At 70.9% G+C, this 19,376-nt stretch carries 16 protein-coding genes and 2 pseudogenes; 7 read left to right on the top strand and 11 right to left on the bottom strand.

The genetic code is table 11. The features are described from left to right. The first annotated feature begins 42 nt into the window (after positions 1 to 42). The 3 genes from AB0K35_RS24690 (at position 43) to AB0K35_RS24680 (ending at position 3,851) form a co-directional block, all read left to right on the top strand. Positions 43 to 1,398 (top strand): polysaccharide lyase family 1 protein, encoded by a 1,356-nt coding sequence (locus AB0K35_RS24690; protein ID WP_363887921.1) that lies wholly within the window; start codon positions 43 to 45, stop codon positions 1,396 to 1,398. An 82-nt stretch (positions 1,399 to 1,480) separates the two neighbouring features. Then, entirely contained in the window at positions 1,481 to 2,206 is a 726-nt protein-coding gene (locus AB0K35_RS24685) for an HD domain-containing protein (protein WP_238670621.1), read from the top strand. 151 nt (positions 2,207 to 2,357) lie between these two features. Then, positions 2,358 to 3,851, top strand: coding sequence for an FAD-binding oxidoreductase (locus AB0K35_RS24680; RefSeq protein WP_357367368.1), 1,494 nt, complete (start codon positions 2,358 to 2,360; stop codon positions 3,849 to 3,851). 117 nt (positions 3,852 to 3,968) lie between these two features. Here AB0K35_RS24680 and AB0K35_RS24675 read toward each other — a convergent pair whose 3' ends face one another. Continuing rightward, positions 3,969 to 4,334 (bottom strand): barstar family protein, encoded by a 366-nt coding sequence (locus AB0K35_RS24675; protein ID WP_363887917.1) that lies wholly within the window; start codon positions 4,332 to 4,334, stop codon positions 3,969 to 3,971. A 109-nt stretch (positions 4,335 to 4,443) separates the two neighbouring features. Beyond that, the gene (locus AB0K35_RS24670) at positions 4,444 to 4,893 is read right to left on the bottom strand and encodes a ribonuclease domain-containing protein (protein ID WP_244166133.1); all 450 of its coding nucleotides are present in this window, start codon (positions 4,891 to 4,893) and stop codon (positions 4,444 to 4,446) included. 285 nt (positions 4,894 to 5,178) lie between these two features. Here AB0K35_RS24670 and AB0K35_RS24665 point away from each other — a divergent pair, with 285 nt between their 5' ends. Next, positions 5,179 to 6,015, top strand: coding sequence for a hypothetical protein (locus tag AB0K35_RS24665; RefSeq protein ID WP_238670617.1), 837 nt, complete (start codon positions 5,179 to 5,181; stop codon positions 6,013 to 6,015). A 102-nt stretch (positions 6,016 to 6,117) separates the two neighbouring features. Here the strand turns inward: AB0K35_RS24665 and AB0K35_RS24660 are convergent, their stop codons facing one another. The 8 genes and pseudogenes from AB0K35_RS24660 to AB0K35_RS24625 form a co-directional block, all read right to left on the bottom strand. Next, a complete protein-coding gene (locus tag AB0K35_RS24660; protein ID WP_363887913.1) occupies positions 6,118 to 7,062 on the bottom strand; it encodes a DUF559 domain-containing protein in 945 nt (314 codons plus the stop codon). Between the two features lie 254 nt (positions 7,063 to 7,316). Continuing rightward, positions 7,317 to 7,400 (bottom strand): annotated as a pseudogene (locus tag AB0K35_RS24655) (GntR family transcriptional regulator); the annotation flags it as partial. Positions 7,401 to 7,682: 282 nt separating this feature from the next. Continuing rightward, positions 7,683 to 8,207, bottom strand: a complete 525-nt coding sequence (locus AB0K35_RS24650; protein WP_238670615.1) for a carboxymuconolactone decarboxylase family protein — start codon at positions 8,205 to 8,207, stop codon at positions 7,683 to 7,685. 232 nt (positions 8,208 to 8,439) lie between these two features. After that, positions 8,440 to 8,778 carry a hypothetical protein gene (locus tag AB0K35_RS24645; RefSeq protein WP_363887910.1) on the bottom strand — a complete coding sequence of 113 codons (339 nt, stop codon included), beginning with the start codon at positions 8,776 to 8,778 and terminating at the stop codon, positions 8,440 to 8,442. A gap of 52 nt (positions 8,779 to 8,830) precedes the next feature. Next, positions 8,831 to 10,264, bottom strand: coding sequence for a hypothetical protein (locus AB0K35_RS24640; RefSeq protein ID WP_363887907.1), 1,434 nt, complete (start codon positions 10,262 to 10,264; stop codon positions 8,831 to 8,833). A 114-nt stretch (positions 10,265 to 10,378) separates the two neighbouring features. Continuing rightward, positions 10,379 to 11,011 (bottom strand): restriction endonuclease, encoded by a 633-nt coding sequence (locus AB0K35_RS24635; protein WP_363887905.1) that lies wholly within the window; start codon positions 11,009 to 11,011, stop codon positions 10,379 to 10,381. Between the two features lie 399 nt (positions 11,012 to 11,410). Then, complete coding sequence (locus tag AB0K35_RS24630; RefSeq protein WP_363887902.1) at positions 11,411 to 13,036, bottom strand: anibiotic ABC transporter; 1,626 nt, start codon at positions 13,034 to 13,036, stop codon at positions 11,411 to 11,413. 143 nt (positions 13,037 to 13,179) lie between these two features. Next, a pseudogene (locus AB0K35_RS24625) lies at positions 13,180 to 14,049 on the bottom strand (ABC transporter ATP-binding protein); the annotation flags it as partial. Positions 14,050 to 14,158: 109 nt separating this feature from the next. Between AB0K35_RS24625 and AB0K35_RS24620 the strand changes: the two are divergent. Continuing rightward, entirely contained in the window at positions 14,159 to 15,076 is a 918-nt protein-coding gene (locus tag AB0K35_RS24620; RefSeq protein WP_363887900.1) for a TetR family transcriptional regulator, read from the top strand. A 44-nt stretch (positions 15,077 to 15,120) separates the two neighbouring features. Here AB0K35_RS24620 and AB0K35_RS24615 read toward each other — a convergent pair whose 3' ends face one another. Further along, positions 15,121 to 16,899: an ABC transporter ATP-binding protein gene (locus AB0K35_RS24615; protein WP_363888305.1), complete on the bottom strand. Its 1,779-nt coding sequence runs from the start codon at positions 16,897 to 16,899 to the stop codon at positions 15,121 to 15,123. A gap of 97 nt (positions 16,900 to 16,996) precedes the next feature. On the opposite strand from AB0K35_RS24615, the gene AB0K35_RS24610 reads away from it, so the two are divergent. Next, on the top strand, positions 16,997 to 17,428 hold the full coding sequence (locus AB0K35_RS24610; RefSeq protein ID WP_238670608.1) for a MarR family winged helix-turn-helix transcriptional regulator: 432 nt from the start codon (positions 16,997 to 16,999) through the stop codon (positions 17,426 to 17,428). A gap of 146 nt (positions 17,429 to 17,574) precedes the next feature. Continuing rightward, entirely contained in the window at positions 17,575 to 19,359 is a 1,785-nt protein-coding gene (locus AB0K35_RS24605) for an N-acetylglutaminylglutamine amidotransferase (RefSeq protein WP_363887897.1), read from the top strand. Positions 19,360 to 19,376 lie beyond the last annotated feature (17 nt).

The following is a 19,376-nucleotide window of genomic DNA, read 5'->3' as shown; positions in this document are numbered from 1 at the left end:
CACCTGGGACCGACCTCCACCACCAACGAATGGAGTGAGTCGATGCGCAGAATCCTCGGCGGCGCCACAGTGGTCGCCCTACTTCTCGGCGCCGCCCCGGCCGCCGCCGCCACCCGTCCGGACGTCCCGTCCGCCGACCGGCTCTCCTGGTTGGCCGACCACCTGGGGCGGCAGACGCTGCCCGAGCGCGACGGTTGGGCGGCCGACGGCCCCGGCACCACCGGCGGCTCGGCGGCCACCCCCGAGCGGACCCGGGTGGTCCACAACCGGGGGGAACTGGTCGCCGCGCTGGGCGGCGACAACGCCGGCAACGCCGCCGACGCCACCCCGAAGCTCATCTACGTCGACGGCGCCATCGACGGCTTCGAAGGACCCGGCGGCCCGCCGCTGAGCTGCGCCGACCTGGCCGACCCGGCCTACCGGTTGGACGCCTACCTGGCCGCGTACGACCCGGCGGTGTGGGGGCGGGTGCCGCCGAGCGGGCCGCTGGAGGAGGCTCGGGTGCGCTCGGTGACCAACCAGACCCGGCAGACCCAGATCAATGTCGGGCCGAACACCACTGTCATCGGTCTGCGCGGCGCTCGACTGAGCGGCCTCACCCTCATGATCGACCGGGCGTCGAACGTCATCGTCCGCAACCTGACCCTCGTCGACGCCCGGGACTGCTTCCCCGCCTGGTCGCCGACCGACGGCGAGGCAGGCAACTGGAACAGCCAGTACGACCAGATCTCGGTACGCCGCAGCGAGAACGTCTGGGTCGACCACAACACCTTCACCGACGGCGACAACCCGGACAGCGCTCAGCCGGTGTACTTCGGTCGGCCGTACCAGGTGCACGACGGGTCACTGGACGTCACACACACCGCCAGCCTGGTCACCGCGTCGTGGAACCGGTTCACGGGCCGGGACAAGCTGCTGTTGATCGGCTCGTCCAACACCGTCGGCCCGGACGTTGGCCGGCTGCGGGTCACCCTGCACCACAATCTCTTCGACGGCGTCCTGCAACGGCTGCCCCGGGTACGTTTCGGTCAGGTCGACGTCTACAACAACCACTACCGACTCGGTGGGGACGCCTTCCAGTACGCGCTCGGCGTCGGCGTCCAGTCGGCGATCTACGCGCAGAACAACTTCTTCACAGTGGACGCGGCGGTCGACCCGGCGGACCTGCTCTACGACTGGGGCGGCACCGCGTTGACCGAGCGGGGCTCCTGGGTCCGCCGGGGCGGCGGCACGGCCCGACCGGTCGACCTGCTGGCGGCGTACAACGCGACGCATGACCCCGACCTGGCCGCGGACGCGGGCTGGACGCCCACCCTGCGCCGCGACCCCGTGCTGCCGGCGCCGCTGGTTCCCCTCCTGGTGGGCCCGCTCGCCGGGGCCGACCGGTTGCCGATCTGACGGCTCGGCGCGCCCGCAACTCGCGGTCGGGTGGGCGACGTACGGGCTCATCGATCTGGTGATGATCGGCTATAAGTGACGCATGGACTTCCCGCCGCACCTGGGCAGCATGCCGATGCACGCGATCACCGAGATCCACGGCGAACCGGGCCTGCTGGAGCGTTTCCGGTTGGAGGTCCAGCAGTTCGACGACGCCGCCCGGGCACGGTTGACCGCCGCGCTCGACCTCGCCGCCGAACTGCACCGCGACGATCGACGCGTCCGCGAGCCGTACCTGAACCACCTGCTGCGGGTGGCGATCAGGCTGATGCACCACTACCAGGTGCGGGACGTGGACGTGATCGTCGCCGGTCTGCTGCACGACGCGGTGGAGGACCATCCGGTCGAGCTGGCCGACGGCGACGCGGGCACCGATCCGACCGGGGCCGCGCTGGCCGCGCTCGCCGCGCGGTTCGGGCCACGGGTGGCCACCCTGGTCGCCGCTGTCACCAATCCGGTGTACGACCCCGAGCGGGACCGCAACGCGCAGTACCGGGAGCACCTGGCGGTCAGTCTGGACCGGGAGCCCTGGGCCCGGGTGATCAAGGTGTCGGACTTCACCGACAACGGGGTGGGCGTGATCCACACGGTCGGGCCGAAGGTGATCTCGTCGGCCCGGAAGTACCGGCCATTGGTGCCGCTGTTCCGGGACCTGATCGGCCGGCCGGACACCCCGTTGTCGCCAGCGGTGAAGCGGCACATCTTCGGCCAACTGGACCTTGCCGAGGAGCGGTTCAGCGCCATCCTGGACCAGCCCGCCCCGAACTGACCCGTCCCCGGATCACCCGACCGGGTTCCGTGACAAGTTCTCGGATCTGCCAGGAAGCCTCGGGCCTTACGGTTAGTTTCGCGCCAGATGAGAGGAAATGCCCCTCTCAGTTCACTTTTCGGGCGTGTCACCAATCGAGAGGATTCGGACCATGCGCGACCTTTCCCGTCGTGATCTGCTCAGGGCGACGGCCGTCGGCGCCGGGGCGGTCGCCATCCCGAGCGTGATCGCCGGCAGCTCGGCCATCGCGGCCGACGGTCCCGGGTGGCCCTCCGACACGAGGTTTCCGCCAGCAGAGCTGACCGGCCGGATCGTCCGCCCGCAGAGCCCCAACTACGCGGAGGCCAGCCTCGGCTGGGACGAACTGTTCGTGCACTATCCGCTGGTCATCGTCTTCGCTCAGGAAACCCAGGACGTGGTCAACGCGCTCACCTGGGCGCGGCAGCACGACGTCGCGCTGCGCGTACGCAGTGGCCGGCACAACCTGGAAGGCTGGTCGAACGTCGACAACGGCATCGTGATCGACGTCAGCGAGCTGAAGGACGTCCACATCGACACCGCCGCCCGCACGGCGAAGGTCGGCGCGGGGCTCAACCAGTCGGAGGCGGTGACCGCCCTCGGGGAACACGACCTCGCGGCGACGACCGGAACGGAGGGGACAGTGGGCCTCTCCGGGGCCACCCTCGGCGGCGGCTTCGGCTTCCTCACCCGCTACCTCGGAATGGCCTGCGACAACCTGATCGGCGCGGAGATCGTCGTGGCGGCGGGCGCCGACGGCGCCAAGGTGCTCGAGGTGGACCCGTGGAACCACTCGGACCTGCTCTGGGCGCTGCGCGGCGCGGGCAACGGAAACTTCGGGATCGTCACCTCCCTGACCTACCAGGTCGCTCCGCTCACCAGCGTCGCCTACCTGCAGGTGACCTGGCCCGGTCTCGGCGACCTGCACGAGGTCTTCGACGCCTGGCAGCGCGTCGCACCCTTCACCGACCCGCGCCTCGGCACCCAGGTCGAGGTCCACCCGGATTCGATCCTGCTGTTCGCGGTGCTCGCGGAGGGATCCGAGGCGGAGGCCAGGAAACTGCTGGCGCCGATCCTGTCGATCGGCAACCCCACTGTCACAGTGCAGATCGGCGGCTGGGGCGACGTCTACGCCGGCTTCCAGATCCCGAACGAGGACGAGCCCGCGAAGTGGAAGTTCTTCTCCCAGTTCACCCGCGAGCCGTTCCCGGAGAAGGCGGTCAGCATCGTCCGTGAGTTCATGGAGAAGGCGCCCTCGCCCGACAGTAACTTCTTCACCCAGGCCTTCGGCCGCGGGGCGCAACGGCAGGAGCCATTCGGTGGCGCCGCCTTCCCGCACCGCGACGCGCTCTTCTACTCCGAGCCAGGCGTCGGCTGGGGCAAACGCGGCGAGCCCGACAGCGACGATGCCGTCACGCCGATCGCCCAGACCTGGATCGCCGAGTTCAGCCAGGCGCTGCGGCCCTACGTGGACGGCGCCTACGTCAACGTGCCGAACATCGGCATGGCCGAGTGGGAGAAGGCCTACTGGGGGCACAACTTCCCCCGGCTGCGCAAGATCAAGGCGAAGTACGACCCGCACAACGTCTTCCAGTACGAGCAGAGCATCCCGCCCGCGACGCACTGACCCCGATGCCCGGCGGTGCGGGTGGCACCCACCCGCACCGCCGGGCCACCACCCCTCGTGCCCCGAGGGGCCAGCGCGACGCCGGCTGACGTCCAGGCCGATCGTGTCCGGGCCCGGTCAGGAGGGCACAGCCTCGTTGAGGATGACGCGCAGCGGGTGCGGTGCGCTGGTCGCGAGGTCGCCCAGCACGGCGAGCAGCAGACCGTACTGATCGGGCGGCTCGTCGACGAGCAGTTGGCCGGCACCGGTGACCAGCAGGGTGAGCGGCCCGGCGGCGAGCCGGTCCCGGAGCACGTCGGAGAGGGCGTCCCAGGTCTCCCCCAGGTACGCCGGCAGGGCCAGTACGGCGGCGAGCGCCGCGAACAGGCCAGCCCTGGTCCGGGTCGCCGCACCGGCCAGCACCACCGCGCCGGGAACGTCGAGGCCACCGTCGTGGCAGACGATCAGCCAGTCGGGCACCCGACCCGCGTGCTCCTCGACCATCACGTTCCTCCTGAGCTGACCAGAGCGACATCCAACCGGTGCTACAACTGACCGGAACTACCAACCGCAGCGGGCCGACCGGCCGAGGCCGGCCGACCCCCCACACCGGTCAGAGGCGGTAGAAGTCGGTGTAGTGGTTGGGCGAGAACCAGGTGACCCCGGTGCTGCGGTTCACCACGATCCGGTACGCGTCCCGGGCGGCGCCCTGGGTGCGCGGGTAGACGTCGTACTCGTAGTAGGTGGCGTTTGTGGGCAGTTGACCCTCGTAGTTGTAGAACTGGCCGCCGGCGAAGTTGGACTTCCCGCCGCTCCAGGAGTACCAGCCTCGGCTGGTCGGGAATCCCTTGGCGGACCAACCCGAACGGGCGGTGCGGGCGTCCGCGCAGCGGCTCATGGTGCAGGAGCTGTAGACCGCCGCCGAGGCCGGGTCGGTCAACCGAGGGGAAACCACGGACGGGCCGACCAGCGCGGCGGCGACCATGGCCAGGAGCAGGGCGAGGGTGGTGGTACGCCGGCGGATCGCGCCGAGCGTGGCCAGCGGGGACACGAGGGTGGACACAGGCTGCCTCCAGACCATTCGATCCATCGATCCGTGTGATTGTCGGACCGGACCCAGTCTCACCGCTGCCGGTCGGCGACAACACCCCTCGGCAACCCAACTGCTCCACAATGCTCGGTAAACCCCGAATGATCATCTGTCTCGGCGGGTCGGCCGCCCCACCGTCGACGGCGCGCATGGCCTGGTTCGTACCGATATGCGGTCCGCTCGGTGACGGCGTGGCGGCAGGCATATCGGTCACCGGTTGTTAGCGTGAAACGCGGATCCGTGACCGGGGAGGGTGCCATGACGGACGCCCCCGACGGGAGGCCGAGGCCAGCGGACCAGTGGCGACACCGGGGCGTACGAGGGTTGACCGTCGCCCGCGACGCCAGCGTGCGCGGCTGGCGGTGGTGGGCGCGAAACTGGGATCGGCTGGTCGCCGCGCTCCAGGACGAGGCGCCCGTCGGCTCCGCTGCCGCGCCGTCACCGTCCGGTCCACTCGTCGAACAACGCGACGCACCCCGGCTGATCGCGGTCCCCGCACGCGGGTACGTGTACTCGTTCTACATCCGCGCCACGTTCGCCTGGTCGTCGTCGGCGAGCCTGCGGTCCGAGGTGCTGAGCTGGTACGTGCAGTACTTCCAAGCCAACGCCATCCAACGGCTGACCCGGCTCGCCGCCGACGCCGCCCGGGACCTGCCGCCGCACCGGGCCGGAGACCTGGAGGTGGCGTTGCAGCGGGCGCTGGCAGAGGACCCCCTGTGGCACTACCAACGGGGCGACATCACGCTCACCTGCCGACCCGACGCCTCCGTGCGACTCGACGAACGGATCATGCCGGCGCTCCAGCCGCACGTCGACCGCCTGGTCAAGCTGGAGTACCAGTTCGACGAGCAGATCCGAAAGGCCCGGTACGCCGAGGAGCTGAGCCGCCAGTGGGCGACGATCCTGGAGGATCACGCGGACGACGACGACCTGGCCGACGCCCGCGAACACCTGCTCACCGCGCAAAGCGAAGCCGCGCGCTGGATCGCCGAACTCCTCCACCGCCACGCCAACCCCTCACCAGAGTCGGCACCAACGCCCAGGATCCCCCCACAACAGACCCACCCCACCCGTACACCGCCAGCCCCCGACTAGCCCTCCCCGCCCTTCCCCCACTCCCACTCCCACTCCCCCATGATCAAGTGATGAAAAGTAGGTGTGGAGGGCCTGTGGGAGCTATTTCTCATCACTTGATCATCAGGCTGGGCGGTTGGCGAGAATAGCGAGGGTCTCCTGGCGGACCTGGACCGGGGCAGCGGTGAGGCGGCGGTGGCTGAAGCGGACGACGAGGATGCCGACGGTGGCGAGCAGGGCGTCGCGGCGGAGGTCGATCTCGCGTTCGGCCGGGTCGCCGTGGCTGGTCGCGCCGTCCAGCTCGATGTTGACCCGTTCCACCGCGGCGAACATGTCGAGGTAGATCGTCCGGGCACCGACCCGTACCCGCGCCTGCCGGATGAACGTCGGCATACCCGGTCCGGTGAAGACGTGGTCGTGGCCCCAGATCTCCAACGGGCTGCGGCACCCGGCGGCGAGCCGGTCCAGCAGACCGCTCAGTGCTCCACGGTCGGGCATTCTCGCCACCTCGGCAAGGGCGGCGGCCAGGCGCCGCGGCGTGGTCATCCGATCGTTGACCGCACGGATGAGCAAGCTCGATCGGGCGATCGGCGGCAGCAGCGGCCAACAGTCCACCAGGGTCCGGTCGAGCCGGGTGACCGGCAGTCCTGCCCGTGTCACCACCTGCGGCGGCGCGACCGCGAAGTCGGACCGGTGGGTTACGACCAGATGCGCCCGATCACGCAGGCCTGATCCTCGCGGCAGGTCGAGATACACCGGCTCGCCCGGTGGCTGGCGGCGTAGGCCCCACACCTCGAGCGCGGTCAGGCGGCTCAGCGCCCCACGCTCGTCGACGTACGCCAGCGCAGCGCGTCGGGCGACGTCCCGCGCGACCCGGGCCAGCATCGGCAGGTCGGCGTTGGGACTGCGGAGCAGCGCGGCGTCGCCGTAGACCCCGGGCAGCAGTCGGATCAGCAGGTCCGCCCGCCGGGCGGTCTGGATCGTCCACGCCGGGGCCACCCGCAGCATGTCCCGTCGAGTGACCAGCCCATCGCCACGGACGAGGAGGGATTGAATCCGCGCATCCACCGGCTCACCCTGGCGTGAAGCCCCGCCCTTGCGCGGGCTGCTGTGGACAGCGGAGGCACCTGTGGGCAGCCGTTCGGGTGGCGGTCAATCGTGGTAGGCGCCCGTCAAGGCCCTTGGCGCAGCCTCCGGTTTCTCCACCAGCGCAGCCTCAAACCAGTCGAACAATCGCCGCCCAGGCGAGGGATACACCACCCCGCCCGGTACCGGCCTGCCTGCGGCGAGGTCCGGCTCGTTCACGTTCGCCGGCTCGCTACCTACGGCTCCCGCATCCAGGTCTTCGGGTCTGTCACGACGACGCCCTTGCCCTGCTGCCGCCGGATCACCCGCAGCGCCTCCAGGCCGTTGCGCGATATCTCGTCCCAGGGGTCCACCATGATCGCATCGGCGAGGATGTTCATCCGGCCGTTGTCGAACTCCACCGCCGCCCGGTCGCCGACCTCGAAGTCACGTTCAAGCCTGCCCTCCGTCCTGGGGCGCGGGTCCGTGGCCCACAGGTGCTCAGCGATGCCAAGACGGGCAAGGTCAGGTGATCCGTCGCGTAGGGGCGCCGCGAGAGACGAGAGCTACCTCCGCGCGCCCCGCTGGCACTCGGACAGCCGGTCGGTGCGTGTTCGGTGAATCTAACCGCCGAAACGCAGCGCCTGCCGCAGATCCGCGTCCAGGCTCTCCTGGTACTGCGGATCGGGCTCAGCCCCCGCCGCGCTGAGGACGGTGCTGAAGAAGCATCTGGCGCCAACGGCGAGGATGACGCGGAAGACATCCGTGTCATCGAGGCCGTGAGCACGCAGGCCCGCGACGTCGGCCTCGGTGACGGAGTTCGCATCGGCCGCGACCTTGCCGGCGAAGTTGACGACTGCGACCTCCTGCGCGGAGAGACCGGCGCTGCCGTGGTCCGACGCGATGGCGGCGACAGTCGGCGCGTCGAAGAACTTGTCGCGCAGGACCTTTCCATGTGCCAGACCACAGTAGGAGGATTTCAGGGCCCGGGCCGCGGCGAGGGTCACCAACTCATAGCGGCGCAACTCCATCCCGTCCTTCACCGCACCGTTGAGCTGCTGCCATGCCAGATACGCCGCCGGATTGTGGGCGAACAACCTGGTGTAGTTGGGCAGGTAGCCCATCGCCTTCGTGTCGGTATCGAACATCCGCTCAGTGTCCGCGGACCGCTCTGCCTGCCGTAGGAAACTCATCCGACTCCCCCCTGTTTGGACCCGGACGGTACGCCGTTGGGGTTGCGAACGCTGTCGGGAAACCGGCCGTGCGCGAAGGGGCCCAACGGTCGTCAGGTGTCGGGCCGCCTTCTCACTCTCGACCTGCCACCTCCGGAGACTGCGCCGCCCACCCACGCTGAGGCCGCCAGGGCAACGTTCACATCCGCTACAGGCTGTTGACGGCCTGGGAGACGCGTAGCACGGCGTCGGCGACGGCGGTCACCGTTCCGGCACCTGCCAGCAGGGCCGGTAGCAGGCTGCGGATGCCCTCCACGTTGGGGCGTGGCTCGGCGGCGTATGCCGCAGCCGTGCTCGCCAACTGGGTCAGCCGTTCGGCCTCGCGAACCTCCGTCCGGTGCTTCGCGATCTCGTCGACCAGGGCAGCGACGAGCCCGGACAGGTCCGAGCCCCGACTGAAATCGTTGCTCCGGTTGTGCACCTGAGCGTGGTCACCGAAGACGTTCGCCTCACCGTTGATGTCGCCGCCGAAGTTGAACTGACTCACTGACTCGTCCTTCCGGGTCACCCGCTGGCCGGGCCTGCGGGACATCAATCGATCAGTCCGTCTGGTCGTCGCGATCGACATTCGTCACGCGTCCGTGGCTTCCGAAGATGTTGCCCCGACCGGACACCTCTCCGATGTTGGTGATGTTGTTGATGATCCGCTGCTTTCCGGCGGCTATCTCGGACGTGTCGATGCCCTTGTCCGTCAGGAACGCCACCAGACAGTCGATCACTCCTCGCTGCATCCGCAACAGACAGTCGCGCACGTCGGCGACTTCGAAATAGCTCTCGATGCTCGTGCTGGCCGCGAGTTCCCGGGCGCTGAAGGGCGCCCCGTAGTCGTAGCGTCGCCCCTCCTGGAGCGCCTCGTAGTGATGCTGCGTCCGTTCCTCGTGCGCCTCGGCCAGGTCGATGCCCCGGTCCGAGCGCAGGAACAGTTGGGCAAGGTAGGTGCGCCACGCCGCGAGGGCGAGGGCCGAGGTGGTCGAGCGCCCGTGAAGCGGGCTCAGATCCTCCCCGAACAGGCCGTAGAAGCCGGTGGCGGGCGCGGAGTCGCGACGGACGGGCGGCAGCACGAAGGCGGCGAACTCGCAGGACAGAATGCCCTGGTCGAGGGTGTAGCGGGCGAAGAGGGTGACGACGATCTGACCACCGACGAGGCTCTTCGCCAGACACACGTACGTCCTGGCCTGGTCCCCCGGCGCATCGCTGCCCAGATCAACCCAGGACGTTTCCAGTCGGGACGGCGGGCGTACCTCGTCGGGGTGGAACAACCCCTCACAGTCCGGCAGCACGTCCCCCCGCACGTAGATCCGCTTGGTGACCTCGATGTCGCTGAGCCCGAGCCGTGACCGGGCGAGCCGGATCAGATCGTCGTGCAGGTCGCGGATGGAGAAGGTCGCGGATGGCCGCGTACCGTCTCGGTTCTCTTCTCGGCCGCGACTGACCTCGATGGGTGGCAGGGCCCAGCGGCCGATCTCGGTGCCGCTGCCGACGAACGGGTTGCCCGCGGCAACCTCGAAGACGATCATGTTGGCGTCCTGCAGGGCGGTGAGCTCGTCCTCCAGCTCGGACTCGACCTCTGACGCTTGGGCGGCCAGCACCTTCTCCTCCGCCATCGTGTCGATCGCCGCCGCGCGGGTCTCCTGGAGGCTGAGGAAGGTGGTGCGCCACCCGACCCCGCACGCCACCGCGATGAGCGGCAGCGTGAGCAGCGCCGTCACCGGCCCGTCCCGCCAGAGAAGGAGGATGCCCAGCCCGACCAGACCGAGTAACGCATAACGCGTCATCGCGACCGCGTCGTACAGCTTCCGCCAATGGGTGTCGGCCGCTTGGGCGTGGCGCACCAGCGCGACCGCGTCCACCCCGAAAGAGGGACACCATGCCTTCGGGTTGTCGAGGCTGTACAGCAGCAACACCTGCGCCGCCAACGGCGGACGCAGATGCATGGCGCAGCACATCTGCCGGCTGGCCAGGTCCTTCGGCACCGAGGGCAGCGTCGACCCTCCGCCGCTACGGCCGCTCAGTGGGTCGGCAACGTCTTTCGCACTGACACTTCTGGGAATGGACGGTGCCATGTCGAGACAGTAATTCCCGCACTGTCAATTCGCTGTCCTCGATCTTCCAGTGCCGGACCGCAGCGGGGATATTCCCGTCCAGGCCCACATCTGCAACGCGTGCCGGTCGATGAGGTCGATGTTGAGCTGTCGGGCCATCTGGATGCCGTCGCCGGCGGTGAAGAAACTGTTCGTCACGAGCAGGCAGATCTCGCCGCCGTGGATCACCCGGCAGGTGCCGGCGAACCGCTGGATCGCGGCGCTGCCCACCCGGTTGGTGACGCTCTGCCGCTTGCACTGCACCACGACCCGTCGGCCGTCGGGGGCTGTCGCTGTGACGTCGGCTCCCCGGTCACCGGAGCTGCCGCACACCCTCACGTCACGGAACCCGGAGGCGACCAGAAGCCGGGCGAACCACTGCTCGAACTCGGGGCCGCTCATCGTGTCGGTCACCGCTATCACCCGGTCCCGTTGGGCCTGGTAGGCCCGCTCGCGGGCCCGCTGCTTCGACACCACGACAACCACCGCGACCGCCGTCGCGACGACGACGCTCACCAGCAGCGCGGTCCAGTATGGATGGCGGCGCACGACGTCGACGACCGCACGCAGGAGCACGAAGGCGACGACGGCACCCAGCGCGAGCAGCCAGCCGTTGGCCGACCCGCCGCCACCGGCCATGCGGCGGACCGTCGACCTGCGCCGAACACTGCCGGTGCGCCGCCGTCGGTAGTGGGCCCGAACTCGCGCGCCGCCCTTCCTGGTGTGTGACCTGACGTACGGCACGAGGCACCTCTCCGGTCGAGGAAGCCCCAGTGTGGCGGCTGTGTGCGACACAGCCGCTGTCGCTGCACCGCCGACGGCGTCGGCTCGCTCGGTGGTGGGATGAGCGCCAGCAGGCTCGGCCCGCCAGCGGCAGACCCTCGTCAGGTCCCCGTACCAGTTCGCAGTTACAGCCCCCCCTGTGCACAACGCCCCTCCACGGCCCAGTTGTGCTAGTTCAGGTAATCGGTGGCAGTTCAGCAGGGCCGGCGTCGGTGTGTGGGGTCGCTCAGCTGCCAACGATCACGAGACGCCCGCTCAGGACGGGACGTCGCGGTGGCGGAAGGCGGCCACGCCGACGGCGAGCAGGGCCGCGGCCACCGCCGCCAGCACCAGCAGGGGAAGCGCCGCCGGGTCGACAGCGGGCACGGCCGGCACATGGGTGTACGGCGAGACGTTGAGCGCGGCCTGCGGCAGTTCCAGCACCGCGCCGAGCTGCCCGAGGAGCAGGAAGACCAGCAGCGCCGTCCAGGACAGCACCACCGACCAGCGGGGCAGCAGCCCGAAGATCGCGGTCACCACCCCGGCGATCACCAGCAGGGCGGGCAGCCGCAGCAGCGCGGCACCGCCCAGCTCGACGGCCTGGCCGAGCGGGTCTCCGGTGACGATGCCGTACCCGAGGCCGGTGGTCACGCCGGCGAGGAGCAGCAGGACGATCGCGCCGAGTGTCGCGGCGAGCACCTGGGTGCCGAGCCAGCGGGTGCGGCTGACCGCCGTGGCGAGGGCAGCCTCCAGCACCCCGTCGGCTTCGTCGCCGCGGACGCGCAGCAGGGCCTGCACGACGTACGCGCCGATGGTCAGCGCGAAGAGGCCGAGCATCGCGGTCAGGTACGCGTTGATCAGGTCGTCTCCGCCGCCCATCGCGTTGATCGCCTCGGCGGCGGCCGGGTTCGCGTCGATCATGTCGTTGAACTCGTCGGCGGCGACGCCCATGGGGAGGCCGAGCGCGGCCACCCCGACCGCCCAGCCGAGCAGCGTGCCGCGCTGCGTCCGCCAGGCCAACCCGGCGGGGCTGAGCAGCCGTGGCGCACCGCTCGCTGGCCCGCGTCGGGGCGCGATCAGCCCGGCGCCGAGGTCGCGGCGCTCGGCGAGGGCGTACGCCAGTGTCACCCCGGCGAGCAGCAGCGCGACGGGCAGCGCGAGGACCCACCAGCGTTCACCGTCGAAGGCTCGTACCTGGTTGCCCCAGCCGAGTGGGGAGATCCATGAGGGCCAGGCGCTGCGCACCCGGGTGCCGTCGGCGCTCTGCTCGCCGAGGACGTCTCCGGCGGCGCGCAGCACGAAGGAGAGCCCGACGGTGGCGGCGGCGAGCGCGTTGGCGCCCCGGGCGGTGACGGACAGTTGGGCGGTGACGGCGGCGATCGCGGTGAAGGCGACCCCGACGCCGCCGATCGCGGCGGCTGCCGCGAGGGAACCGGCCAGCGACAGGCCGGCGCCGACCAGCGCGAGCGCGAGCAGCGCGGCGGCCAGGGCGTTCGCGGCGACGATGACGAGCAGCGCGGCGGTGAGTGGCGCGTACCGGCCGACCACGTTCGCGCCGAGCAGTTCCGCCCGGCCGGTCTCCTCGTTCTGGCGGGTGTGCCGGGTCACCGCGAAGGTGCTCAGCAGCGCGACGATCAGGGCCAGCGTCACGTACGTCTCGGCGACCACCACGGCACCGAGGTCGGTGCCGTGGATGGGCCCGTTGAAGGCGCGGGCGACCAGACTGGACGCCGAGGTGGTGGCGTAGCCAAGCCGGGCCTCCTGGTCCGGGTAGATGCCGGCGACGCTGCCGGCGAGGGCGTAGCCGAGCAGGGGCGTGCCGATGATCCAGATGGCGAGGCGGATCCGGTCGCGGCGCAGGACGAGCCGGGCCAGCCGGGTCGTGCCGGTGAGGGCGCTCACCGGACGCCGCCCCGTGGGGCGTCAGCTGGAGCATCGGCATCCGAGGCCTCGGCGGCGGAAGCGCCCGAGCCACCGGCGGCGGAAGCGCCGGTGGCAGCGACGTCGGCGGAAGCGCCGGTGGCTGCGGCGGCGGGGTCGTCACCGTAGTGGCGGAGGAAGAGCTGTTCCAGGGTGGGCGGTGTGCTGGTCAGCGCGCGGACGCCGAAGCGGATGAGCTGGCCGAGCAGCGCGTCGAGGTGGGTGGGCTCGACCTCCAGGTGGGTGCGGCCGTCGACCTCGTGCACGTCGTGCACGCCGGGCAGCGCGTCCAGGCCGGTGACCGGGCGGGCGGTCTCGACGGTCACCGCAGTGCGGGTGAGGTGGCGCAGCTCGGTGAGGGTGCCGGATTCGACGGTGCGGCCCTCGCGGATGATGCTGACCCGGTCGCAGAGCGCCTCGACCTCGGCGAGCACGTGGCTGGAGAGCAGCACTGTGGCGCCGGCCTGCTTGACCCGCCGGACCTCGTCCTGGAACACCGCCTCCATGAGGGGGTCGAGGCCGGAGGTCGGCTCGTCGAGCACGTACAGCTCCACGTTGGAGGCGAAGGCGGCGACGATGGCGACCTTCTGCCTGTTGCCCTTGGAGTACGTGCGGCAGCGGCGGGTCGGGTCGAGGTCGAAGCGGTGCAGCAGCTCGTCGCGGCGCTGCCGGTCCAGGCCGCCGCGCAGCTTACCGAGCAGGTCGATGGCTTCCCCGCCGGTGAGGTTGGGCCAGAGGTTGACGTCGCCGGGCACGTACGCCAGTCGGCGGTGCAGGCGGACCGCGTCGCGCCACGGATCGGCGCCGAGCACCTGGGCGTCACCGGAGTCGCGACGGAGCAGCCCGAGCAGGATTCGGATGGTGGTGGACTTTCCGGAGCCGTTGGGCCCGAGGAAGCCGTGCACCTCCCCCTGCTCGACCCGCAGATCCAGCCCGTCGAGTGCCCGGATGGCGCCGAACGTCTTGACCAGGTTGCCGATCGAGATGACGGGCATCGCCCCTCCTGCCGTTGGCTGCGTCGACCGATCTCACTGTACTGACCAACGGTCAGCCGAATCAACGGTGATCGTGCCCACCGGTCAGGACGTCGCTAGGCTGGCCGGCATGACGGCCGATCCCGCGGACGACACCCGCACCCGGATCCTGCGCGCCGCGCTCGACCTGTTCGCCGAACACGGCTACCAGCGCACCTCGCTGCGCCAGATCGGCGAGCGGCTGCGGCTGACCAAGACCGCGGTCCTGTACCACTTCCCGGCCAAGGAACACCTGCTCGCCGCCCTGGTGGAGCCGTTGGTGGCGGACCTGGAGGCGCTGCTCGACTCGGCCCAGACCCAGCCCACCGACCAGGCCCGGTGGACGGTGCTGGAGGGCTGGGTGGACATCATGCTCGCCCATCGCCGGCCACTCGGCATGCTCTTCCACGACATCGCGCTGGTCGGCCGGGGCGACACGTACCACCGCCTGATAGTGATCGCGATGCGGGCCAACGACCTCATCGCCGGACCGGAAGCCGGGCGTCGGGAGCGGGTCCGGGCGGTGCAGGCGGTCGCGGCGTGCAGTGATCCGATCGTCTTCTTCACCGACGTGTCCGACGAGGTGCTGCGCGCCGACATGCTCGACGGCGTACGCCGGCTGCTGGCCCCACTGCCCGCGGACGCCGCAGCCCCGCTGCCCGCGGACGCCGCCGCCCCGCTGCCCGCGGACGCGGCGGCCGGGCCGTACGCGGACGCCGCGGCCTGGCGGCACGCGACCACGACGGTCCCGGCGTCGGCGCGCGAAAACCCGGCGCCCGGGACCGCGCGGGACGCCGCCGCGCGAAACACGAGTGCGGCGACGACTCCGGACGCGGCCGGTGCGGTGGCGCACCGGCGTCGGCGGCCGGGACGACCTCCCGCGCTGGGCCGGGAGCAGGTCGAGGCGGCCCGGCGGATGCACGCGGCGGGCACCCATTCGGTGGACGCCATCGCCGCCGCGCTGGGGGTCTCCCGGGCCACCGTCTACCGGCACCTGACCGCGCCATGACGAGACAGTTGTAAGACTGTTTCGAGACGGTTGTGATTCGGCGTTCAGGCGGCGAGGGTGGCGTAGCGGCCGTTGCGGTCCAGCAGGCTGTCGTGGGTGCCGGCCTCGACGATGCGACCGTGGTCGAGCACCGCGATCTGGTCGGCGTCGCGGACTGTGGAGAGCCGGTGCGCGATGGTGATGGTGGTGCGCCCCTGGGCGAGCACGTCGAAGGCCCGCTGCACGGCCCGTTCGGTCTCGGTGTCCAGCGCGCTGGTGGCCTCGTCGAGGACCAGGATGCGCGGGTCGCGCAGCAGCGTGCGGGCGATCGCTAGGCGCTGCTTCTCGCCGCCGGAGAACCGGTGGCCGCGTGAGCCGACCACCGTGTCGTACCCGTCGGGCAGGCCCGCGATCAGGTCGTGGATCTGGGCGGCGCGGGCGGCGTCCTCGATTTCGGTGTCGGTGGCTTCCGGCCGGGCGTAGCGCAGGTTCTCCCGGACGGTGGTGTGCAGCAGGTACGTCTCCTGGCTGACCACGCCGACGATCGCGGCCAGGTCGGCCAGGCGCAGGTCGCGCAGGTCGACGCCGTCGACGGTGATCCGGCCGGCGGTGGGGTCGTGCAGCCGGCTGACCAGCCCGGCGAGGGTGCTCTTGCCGGAGCCGGTCTCGCCGACCAGGGCGAGGCTGGTGCCGGCGGGCACGTCGAGGGTGATTCCGGCGAGGGCGGCGGTGTCGCTGCCCGGGTAGCCGAAGGTGACGTCCTCCAGGCGCAGGTGGCCGCGGACCCGGGCCGGGTCGAGGCGGACCGGCTCGGCGGGGTCGGCCACGTCGACCGGCAGGTCCAGGTATTCGAAGATCCGGGCGAAGAGCGCCAGCGACGCGGTGAGCGAGACGCCCACGTTGAGCAGGCCCATCAGCGGTCGGAACAGGCCACCCTGCAGGGCCGTGAAGGCGACCAGGGTGCCGATGCTCAGCGTGCCGGCGGTGCCGGGCAGCCCGGCGGCGAGGTAGATGACCGCCGGTACGGCGGCGAAGATGATGCTCATCGAGGCCATCCGCCAGCGGCCGGCCAGCTCACTGCGTAGCTCCAGGTCGACCAGGCGGGCCGAGGAGGCGGTGAAGCGGTCGATCAGCGCGGGGCCGGTGCCGAGGGTCTTGGCCAGTTGTACGCCACTGATCGAGAGCCCCTCCTCCACAGTGACGTTGAGGTCGGCGAGTTCGCGTTGCCGTTGGGCGGTGATCTCGCGGCGCATCCGGGCGACCCGACGGGTCAGCCAGATCGCCGGCGGCAGCACCACGAGCGAGACCAGGGAGAGCTGCCAGGAGAGCGCGACCATGGCGACAGCTGTGGCGACCACTGTGGTGAGGTTGGCGGCGACGGCGGTGGCGGTGGAGGTGACCACCGACTGCATGCCGCCGATGTCGTTGGTGATCCGGGACTGCACCTCGCCGGTGCGGGTGCGGGTGAAGAAGCCGAGCGACTGGCGCTGGAGATGGCTGAAGACGTCGGTGCGCAGCCGGTGCATGACCCGCTGGCCGACCTGGGTGGAGATCCAGGTCTGCACGACGCCCAGGGCGGAGGTCACCGCCGCGACGGCGACCATGCCGAGGACCAGCCAGACCAGCAGTGTCACGTCGCCCTGCGGCAGGGCCCGGTCGATCACGGCACGCAGCAGGAACGGGGTGGCCATCGCGATGATCGAGGAGACCACGATGATCGCGGTGACGGCGGCCAGCGCGGGCCGGTGGGGGGTGAACAGGCGGCCGATGCGGCGCAGGGACACCTGACGGGCCTGCGTCTTCTCTTCGGTGCTGAGGGTGCGGTGGCCGCGGTCGCGGCCCATCGGGGTGGGTTCCAAGGGGGCACTACCTTTCGTCGGCAATATTGCTGAGGTTACCTCATCATGAGGGAGCAACCACATATCCTGCTACCGTATTCCGGTGATCGAGCACACCGTCGACAGCGCCGACGACGAGAGCCTGGCGGAGACGTTCTGGGCGGTGGCGTCCCGTCTGCGCCGGCAGACCCGCGACTCACTGGCGCCCTGGGACGTCACCCCCAGCCAGTCCCGGGCCCTCGGTGTGCTGGCCCGGCACGGCGAGGTACGCCCCGGCACCCTCGCCGAGCACCTGCGCATCGCGCCCCGTTCGGCGACCGAGGTCGTCGACGACCTCCAGACTCGGGGGCTGGTCGAACGCCGACCCGACCCGGCCGATCGTCGGGCGACCCTTGTCGCGCTCACCGAGGAGGGCGACCGGGTCAGCACCGCCATCCGGGCCGCGCGCCGGGCCGAGGCCGACCGCTTCTTCGGTCACCTCAACGACACCGACCGCGCCGAACTGGCCCGCATCCTGCGCACCCTGCTCGACTGAGCCGGACGCGCAGGATCACCTGCGCGTTTGCCCGCCCGATGCTCGGGTAGCCAGCGGCCCCGTTCCCACCGCGGGCCCCGCCACCACCAGTCGGGGAGACCTGACAGGAGGGCCATGTCTGCCCTGAACCAGCACCGCCTCGCCTGATGTGCGGGATCAGCGGGGAGGCGCGATTCGACGGCCGCTCGCCCGACGCGGCGGCGGTCACCCGGATGACCGAGACGATGCGTTCACGCGGGCCGGACGACGAGGGCCTGTTCGCCGACGGCTGGGTGACCCTGGGGCACCGCCGGCTGACGATCATCGACCTGTCCGACGCGGGCGGGCAGCCGATGGTCCGCGACGACCTGGGCCTGGCGCTGGTCTTCAACGGCTGCATCTACAACTACCCGGAGCTGCGCGAGGAGTTGCGCCGCGCCGGGTACGCCTTCCACTCCACCAGCGACACCGAGGTGATCCTGGTGGCGTACGCGCACTGGGGTGAGCGTTTCGTCGACCACCTGGTCGGCATGTTCGCGATCGGGTTGGTCGACCGGGTCCGGCGGCGGCTGATCCTGGCCCGCGACCGGCTCGGCATCAAACCGCTCTATCTCGCCGAGACGCCGGGGCGGCTGCGGTTCGCCTCCACCCTGCCCGCGCTGCTGGCGGCCGGCGACGTCGACACCGGCATCGATCCGGTGGCGTTGCACCACTACCTGTCCTGGCACTCCATCGTGCCCGCGCCGCGCACCGTGCTGCGCGGCGTGCGCAAGCTGCCGCCGGCCACCCTGCGGGTGATCGAGGCGGACGGGCGCAGCCGCGAGGAGGTCTACTGGCGGCCCGACTACGTGCGCGAGCCGGCCGACGCGGGGATGGACGCCGCCGACTGGCGGGCCGCGATCGGCGACGCGCTGCGCGCGGCGGTACGCCGACGGCTGGTCGCCGACGTGCCGGTGGGGGTGCTGCTCTCCGGCGGACTGGACTCCAGCCTCATCGTGGCGCTGCTCGCCGAGGCAGGTCAGCAGCACCTGCGGACGTTCAGCATCGGCTTCGACAGCCGCGACGGCGAGTCCGGCGACGAGTTCCATTTCTCGGATCTGGTGGCCCGGGCGTACGACACCGACCACCACAGGATCCGACTGGCCGACGACGACCTGGTGCCCGCCGTCCGACGGGCCGTGCTGGCGATGACCGAGCCGATGGGCAGCCACGACGTGGTCGCCTTCCACCTGCTCTCCGAGCAGGTGGCGCAACACGTGAAGGTGGCCCAGTCGGGGCAGGGTGCCGACGAGGTGTTCGCCGGCTACGGCTACCACCAGCCACTGGTCGAGGCGCCCCGGCACGGCGCGGCCGAGACGTTCGCGGCCGCGTTCTTCGACCGCGGCCACGACGAGCTGCGCCGCATCGTCGGCCCGGCGTACGCGCTGGAGCACGACGCCAGCCGGGACCTGCTCACCGGGCACCTCGCCGCGCCCGGGGCGCAGACCGCGCTGGACGCCGTGCTGCGCCTGGACACCCACCTGATGCTCCCCGACGACCCTGTCAAGCGGGTGGACAGCATGAGCATGGCGTGGGGTCTGGAGGTGCGTACGCCCTTCCTCGACCAGGACCTGGTCACCCTGGCCGCGCACTGCCCGCCGGAGCACAAGGTCAGTCAGGGTGGCAAGGGCGTCCTGAAGGAGGTCGCCCGTGAGGTGCTGCCCGCCGAGGTGATCGACAGGCCCAAGGGCTACTTCCCGGTGCCGGCGTTGCGCAACGTGGACGGCCCGGTGCGCGAGCTGGTTGCCGAGGCGTTGCAGGCGCCGGCCGCGCGCGAGCGGGGGCTGTTCCGCCCGGAGTACGTGGCACATCTGCTGGCCGAGCCGGACCGGGCGGAGGCCGCGGCCGGCAGCAACAAGCTGTGGCAACTCGGCCTGCTGGAGCTGTGGCTACAGACCCACGACATCCGCTGACCCCGGTGGGCAGTGGC

This window comes from Micromonospora sp. NPDC053740 (assembly GCF_040677775.1).
Taxonomy (GTDB): Bacteria; Actinomycetota; Actinomycetes; order Mycobacteriales; family Micromonosporaceae; genus Micromonospora; species Micromonospora alfalfae.
The sequence above is the reverse complement of the archived record's forward strand: the minus strand, read 5'-3'. Positions and strand labels throughout refer to the sequence as shown.

What these genes read in the sequence shown, in the direction of transcription:
- AB0K35_RS24690 (WP_363887921.1), top strand. Translation starts at nt 43, where the DNA reads ATGCGCAGAATCCTCGGCGGCGCCACAGTGGTCGCCCTACTTCTCGGC.
- AB0K35_RS24685 (WP_238670621.1), top strand. Translation starts at nt 1,481, where the DNA reads ATGGACTTCCCGCCGCACCTGGGCAGCATGCCGATGCACGCGATCACC.
- AB0K35_RS24680 (WP_357367368.1), top strand. Translation starts at nt 2,358, where the DNA reads ATGCGCGACCTTTCCCGTCGTGATCTGCTCAGGGCGACGGCCGTCGGC.
- AB0K35_RS24675 (WP_363887917.1), bottom strand. Translation starts at nt 4,334, where the DNA reads ATGGTCGAGGAGCACGCGGGTCGGGTGCCCGACTGGCTGATCGTCTGC.
- AB0K35_RS24665 (WP_238670617.1), top strand. Translation starts at nt 5,179, where the DNA reads ATGACGGACGCCCCCGACGGGAGGCCGAGGCCAGCGGACCAGTGGCGA.
- AB0K35_RS24650 (WP_238670615.1), bottom strand. Translation starts at nt 8,207, where the DNA reads ATGTTCGATACCGACACGAAGGCGATGGGCTACCTGCCCAACTACACC.
- AB0K35_RS24635 (WP_363887905.1), bottom strand. Translation starts at nt 11,011, where the DNA reads ATGGCCGGTGGCGGCGGGTCGGCCAACGGCTGGCTGCTCGCGCTGGGT.
- AB0K35_RS24620 (WP_363887900.1), top strand. Translation starts at nt 14,159, where the DNA reads ATGACGGCCGATCCCGCGGACGACACCCGCACCCGGATCCTGCGCGCC.
- AB0K35_RS24615 (WP_363888305.1), bottom strand. Translation starts at nt 16,899, where the DNA reads ATGGGCCGCGACCGCGGCCACCGCACCCTCAGCACCGAAGAGAAGACG.
- AB0K35_RS24605 (WP_363887897.1), top strand. Translation starts at nt 17,575, where the DNA reads ATGTGCGGGATCAGCGGGGAGGCGCGATTCGACGGCCGCTCGCCCGAC.